Origin of the sequence: Streptomyces sp. WAC07094, from assembly GCF_036320405.1 — a bacterium.
GTDB classification, from domain to species: domain Bacteria; phylum Actinomycetota; class Actinomycetes; order Streptomycetales; family Streptomycetaceae; genus Streptomyces; species Streptomyces lannensis.
In genome coordinates this window covers 4370160-4395911 of the sequence record NZ_JAVMJZ010000001.1, presented here as the reverse complement: position 1 = coordinate 4395911, position 25752 = coordinate 4370160, and the positions used below count along the sequence as shown (strand labels likewise).

Below are 25752 nucleotides of genomic sequence, written 5' to 3'. Positions count from 1 at the left end.
TGAGTTCGACCAAGGGCTCACCCTCCTGTACAGTCTCTTCTCGCAGCGCACCGCACACGGAGCCGGAGATCCGGTCCGGCCGAGCGAGTGCTGCGAAACCTGGTCCTGTGGAGCAGTTTGGAGTGCTCGCCACCCTGTCAAGGTGGAGGCCGCGGGTTCAAATCCCGTCAGGACCGCACCAGGAAGAGCCCCGTATCCCTCGAGATGCGGGGCTTCTTCGTGCCCCTGTGCGCTACGGCCGCCCTCCGCGGCGCGGTCCGTGCCACCGTCGCCCGGCCGGTCCGCGGCACCCGCCGGGAGCCCGGGGCTCACGCCGCACGGCCCTGTCCGACCGAGGCCCCCTCGACCGGCGGCGACGACCCTCACCGGACCGCAGACCGGGCACCGCCGCACCAACCGCGCAGGGGGCCCTCCGCGGCCTCCGCGACCGTGTGAGCCTCCGTCAGGAGCGCCGGCGGCCCGGCAGGCCGTCCGGCCTTCTCCGGACGCCTCTGCGCCCCGCGTCCGAAGTGGCGGGCCCACCTCCCATGCGTTCCGGTGCCTCTTGACGGCGTCACTTTCCACCGGTACCCCGGACAGCAGGGACCCCGACGATTCGGGCCCTCGGGGGAGGTGGCGTATGGCGGCGTCCGCTCGGCACGAGACCCGTGCGCTGCTTCGCGCCCATCTGTCGGCCGCTTCCGGGTATCGCCATCTGACGCACCACTGCCCGGTCTGCCATCGCCTCCTGCGCCTGGCCATGGAGCCGGCCCAGCAGGTCGAGGAGGGCCCGGAGACGGCAGCCGAGGACGACAGCCCCTCCAGGGCGTGAGCGAACCGGCGGGCGCGACGGACGTGCGGGCCCGCACCGCCCGCCGATCCGGAGGTTGGGACCCTCTCCGCGTGGGCACTTCTGGACGTGCGGTCCGCCCAACACCCGTCCCGCGCGGGCGTGTTCCTCTAGCAAGGACACCATGACCGCGACAAGGACTCTGGCATGTGACGGGAGTCACCGTATGAGTTTTGGGAGATGAGGAATTTACCCCTCTCCTACATAGGGTCAATTTAATATGTGCAATTGCACTACTCCCGGAGGTCCTGTCCGGCAGATCCGACACCCCTCCCCAGAGTCCGACAAGGTCGCTCACGGGCGGGCCCGGCAGACCACGGTCCGGACACAAAAAAGATCGCGCCGGACTCGGCGGAGTCCAGCGCGATCGACGACGCACCCTTGTCGTGCCTCTATGACCTTGGGACAGGGTCCTGTTGGGGCAGAACCCGCGTCGCTTGGAGCTGTCCGTCGGACACGGTGACAGATGGGGGAACCTGCCCGTATGTCCGGCTATATGCGGCGTCAGGCCTCGCTGCGCTGCTGCGGGATGCCCGCGAGCAGAGCGCGGACCTCGGCCTCGCGGTAGCGGCGGTGCCCGCCGAGCGTGCGGATGGATGTGAGCTTGCCGGCCTTGGCCCACCGCGTGACCGTCTTGGGGTCGACACGGAACATGGTGGCGACCTCAGCCGGGGTCAGCAGCGGCTCGGCATCAGGGGTGCGAGCGGTCATGAGCGGCCTCCTCGGGAGAACCGAACCTTCTCGGTTCTTTCCTCTAAATTCTGCACCTTGACCCGCGTTGCCCGAAATGGCGGACGCGAGTCGAGTCGGTTATAGGACGAACGGCTTGTCCTCGGCACTACAACTACACCATCTGTCCAGCCGCGTCGGCCAAACCGATGGAATTGCCCTCCCAGGTGTTCATCAGCGACGGAAGCCGATGGACCATGCCATAGCGGACAGTCACGCCACTGTGACGATCAGTCACAGGGCGATCAGGAGGCACCAGACCCCCCAAAGCGTGCAATGCAGAGCTTCCGCCCAAAATCGGGCAGATGGAGCCTCCCCCGGGCTCCTTGTCCTATTTTGGCATGAGGAGGGCCGTAAGATGCAAGGTCCGCGTAAGTGCGCTCCGTCACGCTTGACGCGATAAGCCCGGATCGGCGCCTACGTCCCGTGTGTCGAACTGCGGTACGTCAACCATGGGCCAATGGTTGCCACTTCACCATGTCTCGCGGGTCACAATTCGAGCATCGGTTCGCTGGAGCCCCGCGGGGGTCGGACGGACCCTCAGTTCGCCGAGCGCCGCTCCCGTACGCCACGCCACCGCTCCACCAGCCGCCCGTACGCCTCTCCGGCGGCGGCCCCGTCGCCCACACGCAGGGCCTCGATGCCCTCGGCGACGTCCGCGGCCGAGTGATCTCCGTCCAGCTCCGCGGCCGGCAGGACGTGGACGAGTCCGCCGTAGTCCAGTTCGACCAGGGACCGCGGGTGGAACTCCTCCAGCCATCGCCCCACGTCCACCAGGCCGTCGATGAGCGGTCCCTCGTCGATCGTCTCCTTGAGGGTCCGCAGCGCCCGCGCGGTGCGGCGCCTGGCCTGCACCATGGGGGTGCGGTAGCGCAGCATCGGAGGCACCTCGCCGGACCCCTTCTCGTACCTGCGCTCCTCGTCCGAGACCAGTACGAACCAGTTCAGCGGCACCTGCCAGGTCGCGGTGCGGATCCACGGCCGGGCGTCGGGGTTGCGCTCGCGCCAGCGCTCGTAGTCCCGGGCGGCCTGATCACGCACGACGCGCGGCAGCACCGCGTCCAGGACCGGGGCGGGCAGCTCCTCGGCCAGGTCCTCCAGCGCCTGCCAGCCGCGCAGCCGGGTGCGCCACGGGCAGACGCACAGTGCCTCGTCGACCAGGGTCACGAAGGCGTCGGCGCTCTCGTGCACCGGCACCGGGACGGGCGGGGTGGGCAGCAAGTCGGCCAGGGAGCGGCGCAGTTCGTCCTGGTACGAGGGGCGGCCGGAACGCCGGGCGTAGCGCTCCCAGTGGCTGCGCTCCGGCTCCGGGAAGGCGGCCAGCGGCTCGTACACACGCAAGTAGCACGCGTACGGGACGATCACCGAGGACACCTTGGGCACGCCTGCTCCCTCCCCATCGGTCATGACCCGAAACCCGGCCGGTCAATACCCGGCCGGGGTGGAAAACCATTGCAAATCGTCCCACGAACCCGTCCCGGAGTACTCCGGGGGAGGGTGATCCCGGGCACTGGGCGGTTCAGGGCCGCCCGGACGCTCTACGCTCATGCCCACGGGCCCCGCCACCCGCACGGGACCCTCCCTCAACCGGCGCTACTCAATCGGGAGTCACCACCGTGACCGACGTAACCGACGGCGTCCTGCACACCCTGTTCCGGTCGGATCAAGGGGGGCACGAGCAGGTCGTGCTCTGTCAGGACCGGGCCACGGGCCTCAAGGCCGTCATCGCGATCCACTCCACCGCCCTGGGCCCCGCCCTCGGCGGCACCCGCTTCTACCCGTACGCGAGCGAGGAGGCGGCCGTCGCCGACGCGCTGAACCTCGCACGCGGCATGTCGTACAAGAACGCCATGGCCGGCCTCGACCACGGCGGCGGCAAGGCCGTGATCATCGGTGACCCCGAGCGGATCAAGACCGAGGAGCTGCTGCTTGCGTACGGCCGCTTCGTGGCCTCGCTCGGCGGGCGTTACGTCACCGCCTGCGACGTCGGAACCTACGTCGCCGACATGGACGTCGTCGCCCGGGCGTGCCCCTGGACCACCGGGCGCTCCCCGGAGAACGGCGGCGCCGGCGACTCCTCGGTCCTGACCGCCTACGGCGTGTTCCAGGGCATGCGGGCCTCCGCCCAGCACCTGTGGGGCGACCCCACCCTGCGCGGCCGCAAGGTCGGCGTCGCGGGGGTCGGCAAGGTCGGGCACTACCTGGTCGGTCACCTGCTCGAAGACGGTGCCGACGTCGTGATCACCGATGTGCGGCCGGACGCCGTGCGCCGGGTCACCGACGAGCACCCCGAGGTCACCGTGGCCGCCGACACCGACGCCCTCATCCGCACCGAGGGTCTCGACATCTACGCACCCTGCGCCCTGGGCGGGGCGCTGAACGACCGGTCCGTGCCGGTACTGACGGCAACGGTGGTGTGCGGCGCCGCCAACAACCAGCTCGCGCACCCGGGTGTGGAGAAGGACCTCGCCGACCGCGGGATCCACTACGCGCCGGACTACGTCGTCAACGCCGGCGGTGTCATCCAGGTCGCCGACGAACTCCACGGCTTCGACTTCGACCGCTGCAAGGCGAAGGCGTCGAAGATCTTCGACACCACACTGGCGATATTCGCACGTGCGAAGGACGACGGCATTCCGCCCGCGGCCGCCGCCGACCGGATCGCCGAGCAGCGCATGGCGGAGGCCCGCACGCCGGCCCTCCCGGGGGAGGCCTCGCAGCTGTGAGCGGTACCCGCCGATGGGAGGTTGGAGAGAACTCTCACTCTTATCGGCGGGTCGTCCGCCAATAAGTGGTTAAAATCGGCCGTGACCAGCGAGGACAGGGCGCCTCGCAGGTCCTGGGCACACGCCCGTCCTGCGGGCGACGTACCGTATGGGCGTGGGCTCAGGTACCGTGGAAGCCCTACGGACCGGTCTCTCCACGGAGAGCCCGTTCCGGATCATGAACGCGTGTCAAGACTCTGGGGCCGTCGAGCCCCGTCGTTGAGGGGGTCGAGCCATGGGGCGCGGCCGGGCCAAGGCCAAGCAGACGAAGGTCGCCCGCCAGCTGAAGTACAACAGCGGTGGGACGGATCTCTCACGCCTGGCCGAGGAGCTGGGCGCATCGACGTCGAATACGTCGCCTAACGGCGACCGGTTCGAGGACGATGAGCAAGACGACGACGTGTACGCACGGTACGCCGATCTCTACTCGGAGGATGACGACGACGAGGACGGCGATTCCTCGCAGCATCGTCGCGGCGCTTGACCTTGCACTGAGCTCTCACCCGGTCCGTGGCACCAGCCACGGACCGGGTGCTGTGCTGTCCGCCGGGTTTCAGCCCGCGTAGTCGCCCACCAGGGCCGCGCCCGTCTCGTGGCCGGTCCGGTCGGTGATCTCGCCGGCGACCCATGCCTCCACACCGCGGTCGGCCAGGGCGGCGAGCGCGACGTCCACCGAGTGCTCGGGGACGATCGCGATCATGCCGACGCCCATGTTCAGGGTCTTCTCCAGCTCCAGGCGTTCGACGTCGCCGGTCTTCCCGACGAGATCGAACACCGGTGCAGGCGTCCAGGTGGAGCGGTCGACCACGGCGTGCAGACCGTCCGGGATCACACGGGCCAGGTTGGCCGCGAGTCCACCGCCGGTGACGTGGCTGAACGCGTGCACCTCGGCGGTGCGGATCAGCGCCAGGCAGTCCAGCGAGTAGATCTTGGTGGGCTCGAGCAGCTCCTCGCCGAGGGTGCGCCCGAGTTCGTCGATGTGCCGGTCGAGGCCGAGCTTCGCCCGGTCGAGGAGAACATGCCGGACAAGGGAGTACCCGTTGGAGTGAAGTCCGGAGGCGGCCAGGGCGATCACCGCGTCGCCCTCCTGGATGCGTTCGGCACCGAGCAGCCGGTCGGCCTCCACAACGCCCGTACCGGCGCCCGCGACATCGAAGTCGTCCGGACCGAGCAGACCCGGGTGTTCGGCCGTCTCGCCGCCCACCAGGGCGCAACCGGCCAGCACGCAGCCCTCGGCGATGCCCTTCACCATCGCGGCGACGCGCTCCGGGTGGACCTTGCCGACGCAGATGTAGTCGGTCATGAACAGCGGCTCGGCACCGCACACCACGATGTCGTCCATGACCATCGCCACGAGGTCGTGGCCGATGGTGTCGTAGACGCCCATCCGGCGCGCGATGTCGACCTTGGTGCCGACGCCGTCGGTGGCGGAGGCGAGCAGCGGACGCTCGTAGTGCTTGAGGGCGGAGGCGTCGAAGAGGCCGGCGAACCCGCCGAGGCCGCCGAGAACCTCGGGGCGCTGCGTCTTCTTCACCCACTTCTTCATGAGCTCGACGGCGCGGTCACCCGCCTCGATGTCGACGCCCGCGGCCGCGTAGGAAGCGCCCTCGGGATTGCCCGTCGACGAAGTCGACTGATCGAACACAGCAGACATTGCCTGGGATCTTTCGGGGTTGATGGTGCGGCTCAGGGACGACGGATGGCGTCGGCCGCGGCCGTGGCGGCGGGACCGGCCGCCAGCTCGGTCTCCAGCAGCTGCTTGCCCAGCAGCTCCGGGTCGGGCAGCTCCATCGGATACTCGCCGTCGAAGCAGGCGCGACACAGATTGGGCTTGGCGATGGTGGTCGCCTCGATCATGGCGTCGATGGAGATGTACGACAGGGAGTCCGCGCCGAGGGAGCGCCCGATCTCGTCCACCGACATGCCGTTGGCGATCAGCTCGGCGCGGGTGGCGAAGTCGATGCCGAAGAAACAGGGCCACTTCACCGGCGGCGAGGAGATGCGGATGTGCACCTCGGCGGCACCCGCCTCACGGAGCATCCGCACCAGCGCGCGCTGGGTGTTGCCGCGCACGATCGAGTCGTCGACGACGACCAGGCGCTTGCCCCTGATGACTTCCTTGAGGGGGTTCAGCTTCAGCCGGATGCCCAGCTGGCGGATCGTCTGCGACGGCTGGATGAAGGTGCGGCCCACATAGGCGTTCTTCACGAGACCCGCACCGAACGGGATGCCGGAGGCCTCCGCGTAACCGATCGCGGCGGGCGTGCCGGACTCCGGCGTCGCTATCACCAGATCGGCCTCGACGGGCGCCTCCTTGGCAAGGCGGCGGCCCATCTCGACCCGGGAGAGGTACACGTTCCGGCCGGCGATATCGGTGTCCGGACGGGCCAGGTACACATACTCGAAGACACAGCCGCGAGGCTTCGCTTCCGCGAATCGAGAGGTGCGCAGGCCGTTCTCGTCTATCGCGACGAACTCGCCCGGCTCGATCTCGCGGATGAAGGTGGCGCCGGTGATGTCGAGCGCTGCGGTCTCGGAGGCGACCACCCAGCCGCGCTCCAGACGGCCGAGGACCAGCGGGCGGATGCCCTGCGGGTCACGGGCCGCGTACAGGGTCTGCTCGTCCATGAAGACCAGCGAGAAGGCGCCCTTGACCCGGGGCAGGACCTTGGCGGCCGCGTCCTCGAGGGTCAGCGGCTTGCCGTCGTCGTCGACCTGTCCGGCCAGCAGGGCCGTGACCAGGTCGGTGTCGTTGGTCGCGGCCACCTGGGTGGCGCGGCCGTTCTCCTTGGGGAGCGCGGCGACCATCTCGGCCAGCTGAGCCGTGTTGACCAGGTTGCCGTTGTGGCCGAGGGCGATGGAGCCGTTGGCCGTGGCCCGGAACGTCGGCTGGGCGTTCTCCCAGACGGAGGCACCCGTGGTCGAGTAGCGGGCGTGTCCGACCGCGATGTGACCTTGGAGCGAACCGAGCGAGGTCTCGTCGAAGACCTGGGACACCAGGCCCATGTCCTTGAAGACGAGGATCTGGGAACCATTGCTGACCGCGATACCCGCGGATTCCTGGCCCCGATGCTGGAGGGCGTACAGCCCGAAGTACGTGAGCTTTGCGACCTCTTCCCCAGGAGCCCAGACACCGAAGACGCCACACGCGTCCTGAGGGCCCTTCTCACCGGGAAGCAGGTCGTGATTGAGTCGACCGTCACCACGTGGCACGGCTCCGAGTGTAGGCGAGATCGTGCACTGGTCCGAATCCGGGCATCCGCGCCGCCGGACGCGCCCCCTCCCGGGGCAAGGGGGGTCAGGGCTTGGCGGTCGCGGTGAGACCCTTGCCGTTCTCGCTGGTCAGCGTGATGTCGCGATGATCGATGCGGTAGCCGAGCGACCCGTCGAGGAGGGTGCTCAGCGCCCGTTCGGTCGTCATGAGTGAGCCGTCGCACATCATGCGCGTGGCCCTGGGAGCACCCAGGGTGACCCGGCCGTCGCTCACGGTCGCCTTGGCGGTGAACCGGTTGCAGCCGAGGCTTCCGGACACCGTGCCTGCCGTCCTGTCGAACGTGAACCAGGCTTTGCCGGTGGCCGCCTCGGGCAGCGAGGAGGCGACGTCGCCGTTCACCATGGACGTGACCTGCCACTTCGTGCCGTACAGGGACGCGTCGTCCTCCTTGGTGAGGTGGATGCGGTCGCCTTCCTCGCCGGTGAGCGTCAGCCGGTTCCGGTCGACGGCCGCGGTGAGCGGCCCGTGCGCGAGCATGCGGGAGAAGGACGCCTCGAACGCCATCGGGTCCTTCGCGCAGGCCATGTCGGTGGACCGGGCGGGTCCGAGGTCGACACGGTCGCCCCGGACGGTGGCGGACGCGCCGAAGCCGTTGCAGCCGTAGTTGCCCTCGGCCCGGCCGTCTTCGATCAGGAGGTAGGCACCGGCCGGGGCACTCCGTGTGGTGCCGTTCGTCGTGAGGCTGTCCACGCGCCAGTGCACACCCGTGACCTGCGAGCCGCCGCCGGTTCCGACGGAACTGCTGCCGCTGCCCGAACCTGTGTCGGTGCCGCACGCCACCGCGAGCGGGAGCAGGGTCAGGACGGTGAGGGTCAGTCGGTGCTTGTCCATGGAGGTGGGACGGGTGGGGCGGGGGGCCGGTTCCACGGCCGGCGTCCTTCGGTCACGCGGTTCCCGGACGGACCCGGAGCCCCCGCGGCCTCAGGCCATGAGGGGCAGCAGGCCGCCGAGGTCGGCTCGTTCGCCGCTGGCGCTCACCTTGGCGTCGGCGAGAGCGGCGGCCCACCGCACCCGGCCCGTCGCCAGCCGGATCCAGGTCAGCGGATCGGTCTCGACGACGTTCGGCGGGGTGCCCCGGGTGTGGCGGGGGCCCTCGACGCACTGCACCACGGCGAACGGCGGGATGCGCACCTCGGTCGAGGCGCCGGGCGCCTTCACCGCGAGCGCGTCGGCGAGCAGCCGGGTCGCGGCGGCGAGAGCCTGGCGGTCGTACGGGATGTCGAGCCCCGGAACGGCGGCGTTCAGATCGTCGCTGTGGACGACGAGTTCCACCGCGCGGGTGACGAGATAGTCGGCCAGCGGCAGCGGGCCGATGCCGGTGGCGAGCAGTCGTGTGCCGGGGTGGCGAGCCAGGTCTTCGGTGAAGCGGCGCTCGATGTCGCCGAGATGGGCGTCGAGGTCCGGATTCCGCTCGGCGAGCCGACGGCCCACGTCCGCGATCGTGTCCGCGTCGACGGCGGTCGCGAAGGGCCAGTCGAGGAGCGTGACGTCCTTCCCGGCGGGTTCCGGCAGGTCGACGAACCGGCTGACCGCGCCGAGCGCCGTCCCGGTGTGCGCCACGAGATCCCGCACCGTCCAGCCGCCGAGCCGCGTCGGCAGCGCCAGCTGCTCGGGGGTGAGGGTGCGCACGGCCTCCCGCACGTTCCCGAACTGCGCGTGCACCGCTGCACGGACTTTGGCGGAGTCGTACGTCCGTGCGCGTTTCCTGGCCGGGGGCATGGCGGTGAGCCTATGCCTTCACCGCGTACCCGTTCAGGCCGGCTGCGATCAGGTCGAAGGCGCGGTGGGCGCGCTCGGCCGCGTCGGCCGCGACCTCGTCGACGGCCTCGCCGCCGTCGAGGCGGCGGTGGTGCTCCTCGACGAGGGCGTTACGGGCGGCTGTCAGGGTGGCGGCGGCGATCAGGGCGAGCGTGGCGTCGCCGGTCTCCTGCGCGAGCTGGTCCGCCAGTTGGCGCGCGCCCTTCTCCGACTCGACGTAGGCGCGTTCCATCAGCTCCGGCGTCTTCATGATGACCTCCCGGATCCGGCGGGCGAACGGCTCGCCGTGCAGACCGACCGACGGGTCGCGCCCTTCGACCATCTCCAGGAACTGCCGGCGAACGGCGTCCACCGCCGACTCGCCGCAGGCGCGGTCGCGCACGGCACGCGCCGCGTCCGAGAAGTGCTCGACCATCGGCTTGAAGACCAAGTCCTCTTTGGAGCCGAAGTAGTTGAACACGGTCATCTTGGAGACCTCGGCGTCGTCGGCGATCTCCTGTACGGAGACGGCGTCGAAGCCCTTCTCGGCGAACAGGGCGATCGCGGTGCGATAGATCCGCAGCGCCGTCTGCCGCTTCTTGCGCTCACGCAGCCCCATCGCCTCAGCAGCCATGACGCCACTGTACCAAGATGAAATTTGATTCTGGCAGAAATTTACTCCGAGATAAAACATTGACTCAGTACATAAATGTCGGCATGGTGATGCCCATGACCGAGACCCAGCGCAAGATCGCCTTCCTCGTCTGCCTCGTCACGATCGTCCTGGCCGTCCTGGACATGCAGATCGTGTCCGCGGCCACCGTCCCGATCGTGCGCGACCTCGACCCGGATCACGGCATCGACAAGATCCCCTGGCTGGTCAGCGCCTTTTCGCTGGCGTCGGCCGCGGTGCTCCCGCTGTACGGGAAGCTGTGCGACGTCCTGGGCGCCAAGCGGGTGTTCCTGGGGGCGGTGGGCACGTTCCTCCTCGGCTCGGCGCTGTGCGGAGCGGCCCGGTCGATCGGGCAGCTCGTCGCAGCGCGGGCCGTTCAGGGCGTCGGGGCCGGCGGGCTGATGAGCGTCACGATGGTCGTGATCGCCCAGTTGAGGGGCCCCGGCGAACGGGACTCCAAGGGCGCGGGCATGGGCGGGATCGTCTCCGGCGGCGGCATGGCGCTCGGCCCCTGGATCGGCGGTCTCCTGTCCGACCATGCGAGCTGGCGCTGGATCTTCTACATCAATCTGCCGCTCGGCCTCGCGGTCCTGGTCCTCGCCGCCTGTGTCCTGAAGCTCCCCCGCCACACCGCCGACCGCTCGATCGACTTCCTCGGCGCCGGTCTCGCCGCCGCCTTCTCCACGGCACTGCTGCTGGTCACCGAGTGGGGCGGCAAGGAGTACGCCTGGTCCTCACCGCAGATCGTCTTTCTGGCTCTGGCCTCGGTGGCCGCCCTCGGTCTCTTCCTGTGGCGCCAGCTCACGGCCGCCGAACCGATTCTGCCGTTGTCCATGTTCCGTGTCCGGGAACTGCGATGGGGCTTCGCCATCCAGGGTCTGGTGGGCGCGGCCCTGGTGGGCGCGTTGTACTACGTCATGGTCTACCTGCAGGTCGCCCGTGGGGTGGCCAGTTCGTCGGCGGGGCTGTACCTCGTCTTCATGGCCGTCGGCATGACCGCCGCCGGGGTCGTCACCGGAAAACTCGCGGAACGCGGCCTGCCCGAGCGGGCGTTCGCCATCAGCGGGTCCGCGGTCACCGCGGTGGCCTTTCTGCTGCTTGCCACCACCGGCAGCGACACCTCCCTGTGGTGGCTCCGCGCCGAACTCCTTCTCGTCGGCGTCGGGTTCGGCCAGCTCATCGGTCAGCTGATCCAACTGGTCCAGGAGGCGGCCCCCCGCCATCAACTCGGGGTGGCGACGACCGGCATCCGCCTCTTCCAGACCCTGGGCACGGCCCTGGGCGCCGCCCTCTTCGGCACTCTCGTCTCCCGGTTGTACGACGGGCCCGGTCCCCTCGCCTCCGTGCCGGGCACGGCGCGCACGGCGGAGGTGCACGCCTACGTCGACGCGCTGGACGGCGTGTTCCTCTGCGGGGCCGCGCTGATGGCGGTTTGTCTGGTGGTGGCGACACGGCTGCCCGGGTCCCGTCCCGTGCAGAGCGCCGGGGAACCGGCGAGCGAGCCCGCCACGGTCTGACGCCGGCACACGAAGGCCCCGCCCGGCGAACCGGGCGGGGCCTTCGCCGTCATACGGACCGTTTACGCGAGCAGCGCCGGAATGGTCTCCTCGTGGGCCTTCCGCAGCTCCTCCAGGGACAGCGCGAACTCGCCCTGGAGCTCGATCGCGTCACCGTCCACGACACCGATGCGGGCGACGGGCAGACCGCGCGCCCCGCACATGTCGTTGAAGCGGACCTCCTCCGAGCGCGGCACGGCGACGAGCGCGCGCCCCGCCGACTCGGAGAAGAGGAAGGTGAACGCGTCGAACCCGTCCGGTACGACCAGCCGCGCGCCCTTTCCGCCCAGCAGGGAGGACTCCACGACCGCCTGGATCAGGCCGCCGTCGGACAGGTCGTGCGCGGAGTCGATCATGCCGTCGCGGGAGGCCGAGATGAGGATCTCGCCGAGCAGCCGCTCGCGCTCGAGGTCGACCTGCGGGGGCAGACCGCCGAGATGGTCGTGGACGACCTGCGACCAGGCCGAGCCGCCGAACTCCTCACGGGTGTCGCCGAGGAGGTAGAGCAGCTGGCCCTCCTCCTGGAAGGCGACGGGTGTGCGGCGGGCGACGTCGTCGATGACACCCAGCACCGCCACCACCGGGGTGGGGTGGATGGCCGCCTCACCCGTCTGGTTGTAGAGGGAGACGTTGCCACCGGTCACCGGGGTGCCCAGCTGCAGGCAGGCGTCCGCGAGTCCGCGGACGGCCTCCGCGAACTGCCACATGACGGCCGGGTCCTCGGGCGAGCCGAAGTTCAGGCAGTCGGAGACGGCCAGCGGCTTGGCGCCGGTGGTCGCCACGTTGCGGTACGCCTCGGCGAGGGCGAGCTGCGCGCCCGCGTACGGGTCGAGCTTCGCGTACCGGCCGTTGCCGTCGGTCGCGATGGCGACGCCGAGCCCGGACTCCTCGTCGACACGGATCATGCCGGAGTCCTCGGGCTGGGCGAGGACCGTGTTGCCCTGCACGAAGTGGTCGTACTGGGAGGTGATCCACTTCTTGGAGGCCTGGTTGGGCGAGGACACCAGCTTCAGGACCTGGTCCTTCAGCTCCTCGGAGGTCTCCGGCCGCGGCAGCTTGTTCGCGTCGTCCGCCTGCAGGGCGTCCTGCCACTCCGGACGGGCGTACGGGCGTTCGTACACCGGTCCCTCGTGTGCGACGGTCCGCGGGTCGACGTCGACGATCTTCCCGCCGTGCCAGTAGATCTCCAGGCGGTCGCCGTCGGTCACCTCACCGATGACGGTGGCGATGACGTCCCACTTCTCGCAGATCTCCAGGAAGCGGTCGACCTTCTCCGGCTCGACCACCGCGCACATGCGTTCCTGCGACTCGCTCATGAGGATCTCCTCGGGCGAGAGCGTCGAGTCGCGCAGCGGTACGTCGTCCAGCGTCACGCGCATGCCGCCGGAGCCGTTGGAGGCCAGCTCGGAGGTGGCGCAGGACAGACCGGCCGCACCGAGGTCCTGGATACCGACGACCAGCTTCTCCTTGAAGGCCTCCAGGGTGCACTCGATGAGGAGCTTCTCCTGGAAGGGGTCACCGACCTGGACGGCCGGGCGCTTCGACGGCTTGGCGTCGTCGAAGGTCTCGGAGGCGAGGATCGAGGCGCCGCCGATGCCGTCACCACCCGTACGGGCGCCGTACAGGACGACCTTGTTCCCCGCGCCGGACGCCTTCGCCAGATGGATGTCCTCGTGCCGCATGACGCCGATGGCACCGGCGTTGACCAGGGGGTTGCCCTGGTAACACGCGTCGAAGACGACCTCTCCGCCGATGTTGGGCAGTCCGAGGCAGTTGCCGTAGCCGCCGATGCCGGCCACGACACCGGGCAGCACTCGCTTGGTGTCCGGGTGGTCGGCCGCGCCGAATCGCAGCGGGTCCACGACGGCGACCGGCCGCGCGCCCATCGCGATGATGTCGCGCACGATGCCGCCGACGCCGGTCGCCGCGCCCTGGTACGGCTCGACGTACGAGGGGTGGTTGTGCGACTCGACCTTGAAGGTGACCGCGTAGCCCTGGCCGACGTCGACGACACCGGCGTTCTCACCGATGCCCACGAGCAGCGCGTCCGACCGGGGGGCCTTCTCGCCGAACTGGCGCAGGTGCACCTTGCTGCTCTTGTACGAGCAGTGCTCGGACCACATGACCGAGTACATGGCGAGCTCGGCGCCGGTGGGGCGACGGCCCAGGATCTCGACGATCCGCTCGTACTCGTCCTTCTTCAGGCCGAGTTCGGCCCAGGGCAGCTCGACGTCGGGGGTCGCGGTCGCATGTTCGACCGTGTCCAGAGGCGTCCGGCTCATGCGCCCACCAGCTTCTTGAGGATCGACGTGAAGAACGGGAGACCGTCGGTGCGACCGGAACCGATCAGCGGTTCGACGGCGTGCTCGGGGTGCGGCATCAGGCCCACCACGTTGCCCGCCTCATTGGTGATGCCGGCGATGTCGCGGAGCGAGCCGTTGGGGTTGAAGTCCACGTAGCGGAACGCCACGCGGCCTTCGGCCTCCAGCTTGTCGAGCGTGTACTCGTCGGCGACGTACCGGCCGTCCATGTTCTTCAGCGGGATGTGGATCTCCTGGCCCGCGGTGTAGTCACCGGTCCAGGAGGTCTCCGCGTTCTCCACCCGCAACTTCTGGTCGCGGCAGATGAAGTGGAGATGGTCGTTGCCCAGCATCGCGCCCGGAAGGAGATGGGCCTCGGTCAGGACCTGGAAACCGTTGCAGATGCCGAGGACCGGAAGACCGGACTTCGCCTGCTCGATGACCGTCCCCATCACCGGCGAGAAACGGGAGATGGCACCGGCGCGCAGATAGTCGCCGTACGAGAAACCGCCGGGGAGCACCACGGCGTCGACCTGCTTCAGGTCCTTGTCCTTGTGCCAGAGAGCGACCGGCTCGGCGCCCGCGAGGCGGATCGCGCGCTGCGTGTCCCGGTCGTCGAGGCTGCCCGGGAAAGTGACGACGCCGATACGAGCGGTCACTTCGCGGCCTCCGCGACTTCCTCGACCTTGACGGTGAAGTCCTCGATCACGGTGTTCGCGAGGAAGGATTCCGCAAGATCGTGGATGCGGGCGAGCGCGGCCTCGTCGACCGGACCGTCCACTTCGAGTTCGAATCGCTTTCCCTGACGTACATCGGAGATGCCCTCGAAACCGAGCCGCGGCAGTGCGCGATGGACCGCCTGGCCCTGGGGGTCGAGGATCTCCGGCTTGAGCATGACGTCGACTACGACGCGTGCCACTGGCACTCCCGGTGTGTGGTGCTGAGCAGGTTCCTTCAGACTACCCGCACAGAATTTCTACCCGCGTAGATTCGTAGCATCCTACGTGACGGCCGTCACGGCACACCGGTGGCGACGGCCCGTCCACGGAAAATCCTGGGAAAAATCACAGAAGAGCGATGGCAGGTCATTGCAGGCGGACACGCGGAGGTATTCAGTCGGTCTTCACAATGCAATGCCGGGCACTGTACAAAGGAAATGGCAATAGCCGATACTTTGCCCAATAACAGCCGGACAGTCGACATCTCCCCGACATCCGCCGGACGTCTGCGCACGTCATGGTGTCTGATCGCAGAGGTGCCGCACGAAGGGACCGATATTCGTGGCGCAGCGTGTCGTGGTCACTCTCTTTGACGACATCGACGGCTCAGAAGCGGCGGAAACGATCGCCTTCGGACTGGACGGCAAGTCGTACGAGATCGACCTCAATCAAGCCAATGCCAAGAAACTGCGTAAGGTGCTGGCACCCTACGTCGAGGCCGGCCGCAAGAAGGCGAAGTCGGGCAAGGCGTACACGCACACGGCGTTGACGCCGGACCCGGCTGCCGTACGGGCCTGGGCACGCTCCAACAAGATGGACGTACCGCCGCGGGGCCGCATCCCGAAGAAGGTGTACGAGGCGTTCGCCGAGGCGAACTGACACGACCCGCTCGCCGGGGCCGGCATCCGGCCCCGGCGAGCCCGGTTCCCCTCCACGCGTCGCCTCCCCCGTCCGGTGGACGCCGCGCGTTCCCCCGTTGCCGGGAGCCGGGTGGTCCGCCCGCCCTGTGGCGGCCCCATCGGACGCTGCGGGCAACCGACTTGCACTGCCCCCCTGGTGATCAGCTAAAGTCTGGAGCACGCCGAGGGGCGAGGGCGGAATGCCGAAACCCCGAGAGCCGTGCGGGTGTAGTTCAGTAGCAGAACACCCCCTTTCCAAGGGGGAGGCGCAGTGTGCAATCCCTGTCACCCGCTCCAAGGCATCGGTTCCGCCGATCCAGGAAGCACCTCTGCTCGAGCTTGTCGAGAGCAGGGGTGAGGATCAGGTAGGCTGGTGCCCGCACCGATCGGTGAGAGCCGGTCGGGAGCAATGCGGACGTAGCTCAGTTGGTAGAGCGCAACCTTGCCAAGGTTGAGGTCGCGAGTTCGAGCCTCGTCGTCCGCTCCAAAGAGGAAGGCCCCGGTCGATCGACCGGGGCCTTTGTCTTACCCGAAACCCGCGCGGACGGATTGCGTGCTTCGGCCGGGGCGTGGCTTCGATCAGGCGGACGCCTGCCCGATGGCTGGGATTCCCGTCTGCCCGGCATCCAATGGACCCGTGCAACCTCCGGTCGACCACCACCGGAGCCCTGGATTCGGACGGGACATGGTCGGTGTGGTGGAAGTGACCGGTGGTGCCGACGTGCCCGCCGTGATGGACGAGCCGCACATGCCCCGCCCGGTGGTCCCGGCAGGCACCGGGCCCGGGACACGCCGGTGTGAGGGTCGCCACATCTCCGAGCCTTCGAACTGCCGCGGCCCCGGGTGGCGATCGGGAACGGGCCTGATGCCGGGCATCCGAAGCGGGCGCCCACGGCGGGAGTGTGCGGATGCGCCGCCCCGGGCCGACGGCACGTCGCGGTCGTCCGGACCGTCCGTACGGAAAACCGGCACGTGGAGCACGAGTTGGGCGATGTCGTCGGCGCCACCGTGCACGCGCCGCCAGCGGCCCGGGAGACCGGGGTGGGAGGGCGCCCGCGTCGACGCCGGAAATCCCCGGGCGGGCCGCGCCGGAGAAGGAGAGGGTGCGGATCCCATTCCCGAGGGCCGCTCTCGAACTCATGGCCGTGCACCGTGATGGGGCGGTACGTCTCCCACACGAGCGACGTTGGGTATAGTTGCTCTCGCGCAACAGCGCAGTGCGGACGTAGCTCAGTTGGTAGAGCGCAACCTTGCCAAGGTTGAGGTCGCGAGTTCGAGCCTCGTCGTCCGCTCCGCGGAAAAGCCCCCCGGTCCAGGCCGGGGGGCTTTTTGCTGTGCGCGAGGTGGAAGCCGTGGCCCGACGGGATCGCCGGGCCCATGGCCGCTACGACCAGCGCACGCCGGTCAGTCGCTCGTACGCCTCCACATACTTCGCCCGGGTCGCCTCCACGATCTCCGGGGGCAGCGGAGGCGGAGGCTGCTCGCTCGCACGGTCCCAGCCGGAAGCGGGGGACACGAGCCAGTCCCGCACGAACTGCTTGTCGAAGGACTGCTGGGAGCGGCCCGGCTCCCACCGGTCGGCCGGCCAGAAGCGGGACGAGTCCGGGGTGAGCACCTCGTCGGCGAGGACGAGGGTGTCGCCCTCGTGGCCGAACTCGAACTTGGTGTCGGCCAGGATGATCCCGCGATCACGGGCGATGTCCCGGGCACGGCCGTAGACGGCGAGGGTCGCCTGACGCAGCTGGGCCGCGGTCTCCGCACCGACCTGGCGGGCGACCTCCTCGTACGAGACGTTCTCGTCGTGCTCGCCGACCGCGGCCTTGGTGGCGGGGGTGAAGATCGGCGCGGGCAGTTCCGAGCCGTCCACCAGGCCCTCGGGCAGTGCGAGGCCGCAGACGGTACGGGACTCGTTGTACTCGAGGAGGCCCGAGCCGGTGAGGTAACCGCGCGCCACGCACTCCACCGGAACCATCCGCAGGGACTTGCAGACGAGAGTGCGGCCGGCCCAGTCGGCCGGGGCCCCGGCCGGCAGCTCCGTGCTCAGGACGTGGCTCGGGACCAGATCGGCGAGCTGGTCGAACCACCAGAGCGACAACTGCGTGAGAATCCGGCCCTTGTCCGGGATCTCGGTCGGCAGCACCCAGTCGAACGCGGACGTGCGGTCGCTGGCGACCATCACGAGGTCGCCCGCCTCGTTCTGGTACAGCTCCCGCACCTTTCCGGTGTGCAGATGCACCAGACCCGGTACCTCGACGGGCTCGGGCTTTTCGACGAATCCGGACACGGTTCCTCCCCGTGGTTCTCTCCAATTGGCTCGATTCTCCCGTATGCCAGGAGCGGGCCGGTCCGCGGGGCGGGTCGGAACGGATTCAGTCCCGTTTGCAGATGCGGTCCAGGAGGTTCGCTGTCGCCTGCTGGATACGGGCGTCCACATGGCCGGGGCGGTCCAGCGCGGGCGACCATGCGAAGGTCCCGGACGCGAAGACCAGGGCGCCCGACGGGGCCCGGTACAGGGATGTCTCCTGGTGCCGCAGCACTCCCTCGCTGTCCCGGTAGGGAGAGTGAGCCAGGAGGATGCGGCCCTGATGCTCGGGCAGTGGCGCGCGCGGGAAGTAACGGTCCGCCTCGCCGGCGACCATCCCGGCCAGTTCGTCGCGCTCCTCGGCGCCGGTCGCCTCCCACAGCCAGTGGTCGGCGTTGCGGACGACGAGGGGGTGGGGTTCGGGCACCCGGCCCGCGTACTGGATGCCGATCGTCTCCTGCTCGGGACGGTCGATCTCCCGCCACAGCGTGGCCTTTCCCGGGCCGCGGCGCTTGCGGCAGGTGAGCAGGCGGTCGGGGACACCGGACGGGGACGGCCCCAACTCCACCTGCCAGTACATGGTGTTGGCGGAGAGGAAGACGAGCGAGGTGCCGTTCTCCCGGGCGAGTTCCACGGTGCGGCGCATCTGGGGCGACCAGTACTCGTCATGGCCCGGGAAGACCAGACCGCGGTAGCGGGTGGGGTCGATGCGGCCGGCGTGCAGATCGCGGGCATCGGCGTAGGCGAGGTCGTAGTGGTAGCGCTCGGCCCAGCGGATGAAGTCGTAGGCGTGGCCCACGTGCAGCGGGAGACCCGCGCCCGCGTACGGGCGGTCGAAGGAGACCGTGGTGGCGGCGTCCGCCTCGCCGAGCAGCCGGCCGTTCTCGTCCCAGGCGTGGTAGAGGCTGGCGCCGGTGTGGCCGTCCTCCGGATAGAGGTTGTACGCCTGCCACGTGATGTCCGGGAGCAGCAGGAGGAGGTCGGCCGGGCGGCTGTCGCGGACGGTGAAGGGGACATGGGAGCGGTAGCCGTCGGCGGTGGTGAGGACGGCCACATACGCGCCGATGCTCCAGTAGGACGGGATCTGCAGCCGCCAGGACAGCCACCAGTGATGGCAGGAGACCGTGCGGTCCGCCGTCAGCGGAGGCGGCTGCACGATGCCGGAGAGGCGGGGGCTCGTGGTGATCTTGGAAGCCCCGTCGCCGCCGTAGTGGCCGATCCGGTAGACGTCGACGGCGAATTCCTGCGGCGGGTCCACGGTGATCCGGAAGTCGATGGCCTCGCCCGGCGCGACCCCGCCGGTGGAGGTGAAGCCCTTGATCTGGCGGTGGACGTCGTCGGCGGAGCGCGGACCGCCGGTGCGGGGCGCCGGGATCCGCGCTCCCTTGTGGCCCTGGGACGGGACGTGGGCCGGGGCCGGATCCACGTACCAGGGGACCACTTGGCCCGTGTCGTCGAAGTAGGTCTCACTGCCCCGGAGCCAGGGAACCGGGCCCTGGCCGAAAGGATCCGTCACAGCGTGTGCGAGAGCGCCCGACTCCCAGCGGCGGATGTGCTCCGACCCCATGCGATGTCCCCTCCCTCGACCCCGTGAGCCGTCGTAGCCATTGCGTCGTACCCGAACGGTCCCAGCACATCACATTACGCACGCACTCCGTCACCGTTCGTCGTGAATTGACGTGGACGGAATGGGATTCTCCGGCCATGGGTCGCGGCCCCGACACCGGCCGAAGCGGCGTATCCGCAGATGGGACGGGGCGGGAGCACAACCGGGTGCGGTGGTCGCGATCCTCGGGGTGACGGCCGCCCCGTGGGGCGGGAGAGTCCCCCGTGAGGAGCGGGGAGGGGGTGACGGAACGGCTCGGCCGGCCGAAAGTCGTCAGACCAACCGGACCGGCTTCTCGGCGCGTATGCCGAGATGGAGGAGCCAGGCGCGGAGCGGTTCCGGATCGCCGTCCTCGACGAGCGTGAGCACCCGGGGGGTCAGATCGGTCGCACGTTCGTCCCGGACCAGCAGGGACGGACCGTCCAGCCAGTCGAGGCCGGGTACCGCTCCGGCCGTGTCCATCGCGGCGCAGCACACCATCGCGGCGACATGGTCGACGAGCAGTTCGCGACCGCTGCGGGGCGGCTGGAGCGGGAACAGTGGGAGCAACACGTCGTCCCACACCGTGCGGTCCGGCCCCGACGGCCGGCCGGCGCTCCCGCCCGGTACCGCCGCGAGGGCCGACTCCTCCCAGGCGACTTCGGCACTGAGTCCGGCGACCAGGGCGGCGGTCCGCACACCGGCGACCGCACCGTCCTCGTCGGAGGCAGGAACGGCACCGGCGGCAAGCATGTCGGCGGCGGATGGACCGACGGCCTCGGTGTGCGCCGTCCCCGCGCCGGGATCCCCTTCCGCGTCGGGGGCTTCGGGGACGGCGGCCCGGTCCGGTGCATGCGGCGCGCTCCCGCCGTCGCCCGTACCTTCGGCGCCGTGCTCGCGGAGGTGCGGGCCGGGCAGGCCGTCGTGCCGAGGGGTGGACGCGCCGGGGCGCTCGCTCCCGGCCACCGCGTCCCCCTCGTCGGTGTCCGCCCGGACCGTCAGGTATTTCAGGACCCGGTCCAGCGTCGGCCCACCCGCGTCGGACGTGCCCGTACGGGTGGTGTGGTGGACGCCCAGGGCGTCGAGGGCCCGGTGGAGCCGGGCGGCGTCCGACCGCCACTTACGGTCCACGACCTCGTCCGGATAGTCCTGCCAGTTGACCGGTGCCCAGTTCGGGCCGGGCGCCGCCGGACCGCCGTGGAAGAGACGCGCCGCCAGCAGCGACGCGGCCTCGTCCACCGCTCCGGGCTCCTCCAGCAGGTCGCAGGCCGGCCGCTCACCCAGACGGGAGGCGAATCCCTCGGCCAGACGGTCCCGGCGGGAGAGCTCCGTGAGGGCCGCGACCACTCCGGCGTCCAGGCGCGACGGCCAGCGACCCATCCGCCAGGCGGGCAGCGCGACCCGGGTCAGCAGCCGGTCCCAGCCGGCGTACGCCAGACCCACCTGTTCCTGCGCGACGATCCGCAGACCGTAGTCCACAGCCTGTGCACGCTCGGCCGCGGCGGCCGCCACCCCTCGTTCCATCTCTTCCGCATGAACCCGGCAGCTCCGCAGCAGCAGCCGCGCCACCCGGCCGACACCGCCCAGCACCGCACGGATCAGGACTCCGCGCCCGGGTGCCGCACTCACCGCCACGGCGGCGTCCAGTCCTCGGACGAAGCGTCGTGCCGCTGCTATGTCGGGGTGCGCGGACGGCCCCGTACCGGCGACGACCGGGGCGAGCACCGCACGCAGTTCGCCCACCCGCATCCACCACAGGAACGGGGAGCCGATCACGAGCACGGGCGCCGTCGGGGCCCGGTGCTGCCGGGAGGACTGCAGGCCGCGTATGCCCCGCGGGCCGGATATCTCGTCCAGCGACCGCAGCGGCGGGCCATGGGCGGGATGGGTGCGGTCCTCCAGCCAGCTGTCGCAGTCCGGGGTGAGCGCTATGGCGGACGGGGCGGGGACATCGAGGCGATCGGCCAGGTCCCGGACCATCCGGTACAGATCGGGGGCCGCGTCCTCCGCGATCGGGACCGTCGGGCTGACGGCCGGACGGGCGCCTGCGACCACGAGGGCGATACCGGCGGCGGCGAGCAGGACGGCCACGGCGACGCAGCTCACGACCCAGCGCGCGACCACTCCCCAGTGCCCACCACTGATATGACCGGTGGAGCGGCCGACGAGGAGCACGACCGCAACGGCGGCAGGCAGCAGAGCCACAGCCAGCGCCCTGCTGCGGATCCGCAGCACGGCAAGAGCCCGGGAACGCGCGGCCTGCGCGCCGACCTCCACACCGATTCCGGTCACGACCGGACGTCACCCCCTCTGATCCGCCTCTGTCCCACGCGACCTGTGTCGTGACGGTCCCCGTCACAGAGGTCGTCGTCGGACGTCCGTGCGTTGCTCACTCCCCCACTGTGGCAGCCGCCACCGACATCGCAATGCCGGTGGGCCAAGTGCCGGAACGCTTGCGCCGCACCCTAGTTGGGGCCCCCGCCCTCGTCAGCCGGATGGGTCACCGCTCACTCGATGGAATGGCTTTGGGGAAAGGTGGATGACGTAGGGCGACGGCCAGGCCCGGGATCGCCCACAGAAACGCGTTCGACGGAGACCCGGATTTTGGGCCCCTTCTCACGACGCGGGCCCCGGATCCTGAGACGGATCCGGGGCCCGAGGGGTTCATCGCCGGGCGGCGCCAAGGCTGCTCAGGCGCCGTCGACCCCGGCGGCCCGCGCAGCGATGTCCGTACGGTGCTGGGAGCCCTCGAGCCCGATACGGCCCACCGCCGTGTACGCCCGCCGGCGCGCCTCGGCGAGGTCGGCTCCGGTAGCCGTGACGGACAGCACACGGCCGCCCGCGCTCACCACGGCGTCGCCCTCCTGCCGGGTGCCCGCGTGCAGGACGTAGGCGTGCGGGGCGTCCTCGGCCGCGACCTCGGCGAGACCGGTGATCGGGTCGCCGGTGCGCGGGGTGCTCGGGTAGTTGTGCGAGGCCACGACCACCGTGACCGCCGCGTCCTCGCTCCAGCGCAGGGGCTCCAGATCGGCGAGGGTGCCGTTCGCCGCGGCCAGCAGGACGCCTCCGAGCGGTGTCCTCAACCGGGCGAGGACGACCTGCGTCTCGGGATCACCGAACCGGGCGTTGAACTCGATGACCCGGACACCGCGCGAGGTGATCGCCAGGCCCGCGTACAGCAGACCGGAGAAGGGGGTGCCGCGGCGGCGCATCTCGTCGACTGTCGGCTTGAGAACGCTCTCCAGGACGTCCTCGACCAGCTTCGGCCGGGCCCACGGTAGCGGCGAGTACGCCCCCATGCCGCCGGTGTTCGGCCCCTCGTCGCCGTCCAGCGCGCGCTTGAAGTCCTGTGCCGGCTGGAGCGGCAGGACCGTCTCGCCGTCGGTGACGGCGAACAGGGAGACCTCGGGTCCGTCGAGGTACTCCTCGATGACCACGCGCTCGCAGTCGGCGGCGTGCGCCTTCGCGGCCTCCAGGTCATCGGTGACGACGACGCCCTTGCCCGCGGCGAGACCGTCGTCCTTCACCACGTAGGGGGCACCGAAGGCGTCGAGCGCCTCCTCCACCTCGTCGGCGGTCGTACAGACGTACGAACGTGCGGTGGGAACGCCCGCGGCCGCCATCACATCCTTGGCGAAGGCCTTGGAACCCTCCAGCTGGGCGGCCTCCCCGGATGGTCCGAAGACGGGGATCCCCGCCTCGCGCACCACATCGGCGACGCCCGCGACGAGCGGCGCCTCCGGGCCCACGACGACCAGCCCGACGCCGAGCTCGGTGGCCAGCGCGGCCACGGCCTTTCCGTCGAGGGCGTCGATCCGGTGCAACTGGGCCACCTCTGCCACACCCGCGTTTCCGGGGGCGCAGTGCAGTTCGGTGACATCGGGGTCGAGGGAGAGGGAACGGCACAGGGCGTGTTCGCGGGCGCCGCTACCGATGACGAGGACCTTCACGGGGTCAGCCTAACCGCCGGGGCGGAACGGCCTTGTGGGGGCCGCCGAACGGGGCTGGGGCGGGCGTTTGTGGCTTCCTCCCAAAACAAGGGGTGCCGCCTGGTGACCCTGCGCGCCCGCCTACTCGTTCGTGAACTCCTCCACGACCGTGGCGCCGAGCTCCCGGACGATCAGGTCGTGGCCGGACAGGGCCGACTCGTCCAGGTCGGGGTCGTCGTCCTCCGGCATGTCGTCCTCGGGAGCGACCACGTGCCGTTCGGCGGGAGGCGCCGCCGGAGTAGGGGTTTGGGGCGCCGGAGCAGGGGACGCCGACGTGGCCGGACGCGCCGATGAGGCCGGCTGCTCGGCGGGGACGGGACGGGGCGCGGGCGAGGCACCACCGCCTCCTCCCGGCTGGAAGCCGCCACCGAATCCCGACCCCCCGGTGGCCGGCGGTGCCGAGCCACCCGACGGGTCGACGATGGCCTCCACCTTCCACTGCACATTGAACTGTTCGGCCAGCGCCTGCCGCAGCACGTCCTCGCTGCCGCTGCTGAGGAAGTTGTCGCGGGCGCCCGCGTTCACGAAGCCGATCTGCAGCGTGGTGCCGTCGAAGCCCACCACCTGCGCGTTCTGGCTCAGCAGGATCCAGGTGAAGCGGCGGCGGTTCTTCACCGCCTCGAGAACGTTCGGCCAGAGCGTGCGGGGGTCCAGACCGCCGGAGCCCGGCGTGGACGCCGCGGGTGCCGGAGTTGTCGGGGCGGCCGGAGAGGTCGGTGCGGTCGGCCGGCCCTGGGCGGCGGGTGCCCGGCCACCGCCGGCGGGCGCCGCGGTGGGCCAGCCGCCCGGACGGCGGCCGCCCCCCGCGGAGGCGGCGGCGGGCCATGCACCGGGCGCGCCGGCAGCCGGGGCCTGCGGTTGAGCCGGTGCGGGGGCGGTCGGTGGCGGGGTGGTCGGTGCGGGGGCGGCCGGGGCGGGGGCGGCCGGGGCGGCCTCCTGTGCAGGCGACGGTGCGGACACCGGGGGCGCGGCGATCTCGTGGGCAGCGGGGGCGGACGGGGCAGCGGGGGTCCCGGCCGGTCCGGCACCACCGTTGCGCACGGCGGCACGAGCGGCCGCCGCGCCTCCACCTGACGGCACGGGTGCCGCATCCTGCGGAGGCGGTCCCCCGGTCATACCGCCGTGCACCTCGGGACCCGGCACGTACCCCATCGCGGGAGCGCCGCCCCCGGAAAGGCTGACGCCCCGCTCCAGACGGTCCAGGCGGGCCATGACCGACCGCTCGTCCCCGTACGCCGCGGGCAACAGCACCCGGGCGCAGATCAACTCCAGCTGCAGCCGGGGCGAGGTGGCCCCGCGCATCTCGGTGAGCCCCTCGTTGACCAGGTCGGCGGCACGGCTGAGCTCGGCCGGGCCGAAGACGCCCGCCTGCGCCTGCATGCGCTCGAGTACGTCTGCCGGGGCGTCGATGAGCCCCTTCTCGACCGCGTCGGGCACGGCGGCGACGATCACCAGATCACGCAGCCGCTCCAGCAGATCGGCGACGAACCGCCGCGGGTCGTTGCCCCCTTCGATGACCCGGTCCACTACCCCGAAGGCGGCGGCCCCGTCCCCGGACGCGAAGGCCTCGACGACGGAGTCGAGGAGCGACCCGTCCGTGTAGCCGAGCAGCGAGGTGGCCATGGCGTACGTCACACCGTCAGCACCCGCGCCCGCCAGCAACTGGTCCATGACGGACATGGAGTCACGCACGGATCCGGCACCGGCGCGCACGACGAGCGGCAGGACCCCGTCCTCGACGGGGTTGTTCTCCTTTTGGCACACCTCGGCGAGGTAGTCCCGAAGGGTGCCCGGCGGCACGAGCCGGAAGGGGTAGTGATGGGTGCGCGACCGGATGGTCCCGATGACCTTCTCCGGTTCGGTGGTCGCGAAGATGAACTTGAGGTGCTCGGGCGGCTCCTCGACCACCTTCAGCAGCGCGTTGAATCCCGCCGACGTGACCATGTGGGCCTCGTCGATGATGTAGATCTTGTACCGGCTGCTCGCGGGCCCGAAGAAGGCCTTTTCCCGCAGGTCACGGGCATCGTCGACACCACCGTGCGACGCGGCGTCGATCTCGATGACGTCGATGGACCCCGGCCCGTTCCTGGCGAGGTCCCGGCAGGACTGGCACTCGCCGCACGGCGTCGGGGTCGGGCCCTTCTCGCAGTTCAGGCAACGGGCCAGGATGCGCGCGCTGGTCGTCTTGCCGCAGCCTCGGGGCCCGCTGAACAGGTACGCGTGATTGACCCGGTTGTTCCGCAGCGCCTGCTGCAGCGGGTCGGTGACATGCTCCTGCCCGATGACCTCGGCGAACGACTCCGGGCGATAGCGGCGGTACAGCGCGAGAGACGACACGCATACGAGGTTATAGGCGTCCACTGACAAAGCGACCGGCCCGAGGCCCACTCCCGGG

The 25752-nt window shown here is 70.4% G+C and carries 20 protein-coding genes and 4 tRNA genes; 9 read left to right on the top strand and 15 right to left on the bottom strand.

All coding sequences use genetic code 11. From position 1 onward, the window contains the following. The first annotated feature begins 101 nt into the window (after positions 1-101). A tRNA-Asp gene (locus RCR19_RS19385) sits at positions 102-176 on the top strand. Between the two features lie 443 nt (positions 177-619). After that, positions 620-811, top strand: a complete 192-nt coding sequence (locus tag RCR19_RS19380) for a DUF6274 family protein (protein ID WP_331266289.1) — start codon at positions 620-622, stop codon at positions 809-811. Between the two features lie 522 nt (positions 812-1333). Here the strand turns inward: RCR19_RS19380 and bldC are convergent. Beyond that, on the bottom strand, positions 1334-1540 hold the full coding sequence (gene bldC / locus RCR19_RS19375; RefSeq protein WP_003949541.1) for a developmental transcriptional regulator BldC: 207 nt from the start codon (positions 1538-1540) through the stop codon (positions 1334-1336). A 558-nt stretch (positions 1541-2098) separates the two neighbouring features. Continuing rightward, entirely contained in the window at positions 2099-2941 is an 843-nt protein-coding gene (locus RCR19_RS19370) for a hypothetical protein (RefSeq protein ID WP_331266288.1), read from the bottom strand. 233 nt (positions 2942-3174) lie between these two features. On the opposite strand from RCR19_RS19370, the gene RCR19_RS19365 reads away from it, so the two are divergent. Further along, on the top strand, positions 3175-4284 hold the full coding sequence (locus RCR19_RS19365; protein ID WP_331266287.1) for a Glu/Leu/Phe/Val dehydrogenase dimerization domain-containing protein: 1110 nt from the start codon (positions 3175-3177) through the stop codon (positions 4282-4284). Between the two features lie 274 nt (positions 4285-4558). Then, positions 4559-4807, top strand: coding sequence for a DUF3073 domain-containing protein (locus RCR19_RS19360; protein WP_059130121.1), 249 nt, complete (start codon positions 4559-4561; stop codon positions 4805-4807). Between the two features lie 69 nt (positions 4808-4876). Here RCR19_RS19360 and purM read toward each other — a convergent pair whose 3' ends face one another. From purM to RCR19_RS19335, 5 genes are all read right to left on the bottom strand, one after another. Further along, on the bottom strand, positions 4877-5977 hold the full coding sequence (gene purM, locus RCR19_RS19355; protein ID WP_331266286.1) for a phosphoribosylformylglycinamidine cyclo-ligase: 1101 nt from the start codon (positions 5975-5977) through the stop codon (positions 4877-4879). Positions 5978-6009: 32 nt separating this feature from the next. Then, complete coding sequence (purF, locus tag RCR19_RS19350) at positions 6010-7536, bottom strand: amidophosphoribosyltransferase (protein ID WP_059130119.1); 1527 nt, start codon at positions 7534-7536, stop codon at positions 6010-6012. Between the two features lie 85 nt (positions 7537-7621). Continuing rightward, entirely contained in the window at positions 7622-8464 is an 843-nt protein-coding gene (locus tag RCR19_RS19345) for an META domain-containing protein (protein ID WP_331266285.1), read from the bottom strand. Positions 8465-8518: 54 nt separating this feature from the next. Next, entirely contained in the window at positions 8519-9316 is a 798-nt protein-coding gene (locus RCR19_RS19340; protein WP_331266284.1) for a sterol carrier family protein, read from the bottom strand. Positions 9317-9326: 10 nt separating this feature from the next. After that, on the bottom strand, positions 9327-9968 hold the full coding sequence (locus RCR19_RS19335) for a TetR/AcrR family transcriptional regulator (RefSeq protein WP_331266283.1): 642 nt from the start codon (positions 9966-9968) through the stop codon (positions 9327-9329). A 95-nt stretch (positions 9969-10063) separates the two neighbouring features. On the opposite strand from RCR19_RS19335, the gene RCR19_RS19330 reads away from it, so the two are divergent. Then, positions 10064-11524, top strand: coding sequence for an MFS transporter (locus RCR19_RS19330; protein ID WP_331266282.1), 1461 nt, complete (start codon positions 10064-10066; stop codon positions 11522-11524). Positions 11525-11586: 62 nt separating this feature from the next. Here the strand turns inward: RCR19_RS19330 and purL are convergent, their stop codons facing one another. The 3 genes from purL to purS are packed head-to-tail and all read right to left on the bottom strand — an operon-like array spanning position 11587 to position 14782. After that, positions 11587-13845, bottom strand: a complete 2259-nt coding sequence (gene purL / locus RCR19_RS19325) for a phosphoribosylformylglycinamidine synthase subunit PurL (protein ID WP_331266281.1) — start codon at positions 13843-13845, stop codon at positions 11587-11589. Continuing rightward, complete coding sequence (gene purQ, locus RCR19_RS19320; protein WP_331266280.1) at positions 13842-14522, bottom strand: phosphoribosylformylglycinamidine synthase subunit PurQ; 681 nt, start codon at positions 14520-14522, stop codon at positions 13842-13844. The genes purL and purQ overlap by 4 nt, the downstream gene beginning before the upstream one ends. Further along, on the bottom strand, positions 14519-14782 hold the full coding sequence (gene purS, locus RCR19_RS19315; protein WP_059130114.1) for a phosphoribosylformylglycinamidine synthase subunit PurS: 264 nt from the start codon (positions 14780-14782) through the stop codon (positions 14519-14521). Before purS ends, purQ begins: the two co-directional genes overlap by 4 nt. Before the next feature lie 361 nt (positions 14783-15143). Between purS and RCR19_RS19310 the strand changes: the two genes are divergently transcribed. The 4 genes from RCR19_RS19310 (at position 15144) to RCR19_RS19295 (ending at position 16773) form a co-directional block, all read left to right on the top strand. Continuing rightward, positions 15144-15461: an Lsr2 family protein gene (locus RCR19_RS19310; protein ID WP_059130113.1), complete on the top strand. Its 318-nt coding sequence runs from the start codon at positions 15144-15146 to the stop codon at positions 15459-15461. 242 nt (positions 15462-15703) lie between these two features. Continuing rightward, positions 15704-15778: transfer RNA gene (locus RCR19_RS19305), tRNA-Gly, on the top strand. 114 nt (positions 15779-15892) lie between these two features. Continuing rightward, positions 15893-15968, top strand: a tRNA-Gly gene (locus RCR19_RS19300). A gap of 732 nt (positions 15969-16700) precedes the next feature. Beyond that, positions 16701-16773, top strand: a tRNA-Gly gene (locus RCR19_RS19295). A gap of 92 nt (positions 16774-16865) precedes the next feature. Here the strand turns inward: RCR19_RS19295 and RCR19_RS19290 are convergent. The 5 genes from RCR19_RS19290 to RCR19_RS19270 form a co-directional block, all read right to left on the bottom strand. After that, positions 16866-17765, bottom strand: a complete 900-nt coding sequence (locus tag RCR19_RS19290) for a phosphoribosylaminoimidazolesuccinocarboxamide synthase (protein WP_331266279.1) — start codon at positions 17763-17765, stop codon at positions 16866-16868. Positions 17766-17850: 85 nt separating this feature from the next. Then, positions 17851-19350, bottom strand: coding sequence for a N,N-dimethylformamidase beta subunit family domain-containing protein (locus RCR19_RS19285; RefSeq protein ID WP_331266278.1), 1500 nt, complete (start codon positions 19348-19350; stop codon positions 17851-17853). 312 nt (positions 19351-19662) lie between these two features. After that, a complete protein-coding gene (locus tag RCR19_RS19280; RefSeq protein WP_331266277.1) occupies positions 19663-21660 on the bottom strand; it encodes a hypothetical protein in 1998 nt (665 codons plus the stop codon). A 398-nt stretch (positions 21661-22058) separates the two neighbouring features. After that, positions 22059-23318: a phosphoribosylamine--glycine ligase gene (gene purD / locus RCR19_RS19275; protein ID WP_331266276.1), complete on the bottom strand. Its 1260-nt coding sequence runs from the start codon at positions 23316-23318 to the stop codon at positions 22059-22061. Positions 23319-23438: 120 nt separating this feature from the next. After that, positions 23439-25694: a DNA polymerase III subunit gamma and tau gene (locus RCR19_RS19270; RefSeq protein ID WP_331266275.1), complete on the bottom strand. Its 2256-nt coding sequence runs from the start codon at positions 25692-25694 to the stop codon at positions 23439-23441. Positions 25695-25752: the final 58 nt, after the last annotated feature.

Coding starts and splice junctions, on each gene's coding strand:
- RCR19_RS19380 (WP_331266289.1), top strand. CDS start 620: ATGGCGGCGTCCGCTCGGCACGAGACCCGTGCGCTGCTTCGCGCCCAT.
- bldC (WP_003949541.1), bottom strand. CDS start 1,540: ATGACCGCTCGCACCCCTGATGCCGAGCCGCTGCTGACCCCGGCTGAG.
- RCR19_RS19360 (WP_059130121.1), top strand. CDS start 4,559: ATGGGGCGCGGCCGGGCCAAGGCCAAGCAGACGAAGGTCGCCCGCCAG.
- purM (WP_331266286.1), bottom strand. CDS start 5,977: ATGTCTGCTGTGTTCGATCAGTCGACTTCGTCGACGGGCAATCCCGAG.
- RCR19_RS19340 (WP_331266284.1), bottom strand. CDS start 9,316: ATGCCCCCGGCCAGGAAACGCGCACGGACGTACGACTCCGCCAAAGTC.
- RCR19_RS19335 (WP_331266283.1), bottom strand. CDS start 9,968: ATGGCTGCTGAGGCGATGGGGCTGCGTGAGCGCAAGAAGCGGCAGACG.
- RCR19_RS19330 (WP_331266282.1), top strand. CDS start 10,064: ATGACCGAGACCCAGCGCAAGATCGCCTTCCTCGTCTGCCTCGTCACG.
- purL (WP_331266281.1), bottom strand. CDS start 13,845: ATGAGCCGGACGCCTCTGGACACGGTCGAACATGCGACCGCGACCCCC.
- RCR19_RS19285 (WP_331266278.1), bottom strand. CDS start 19,350: ATGGGGTCGGAGCACATCCGCCGCTGGGAGTCGGGCGCTCTCGCACAC.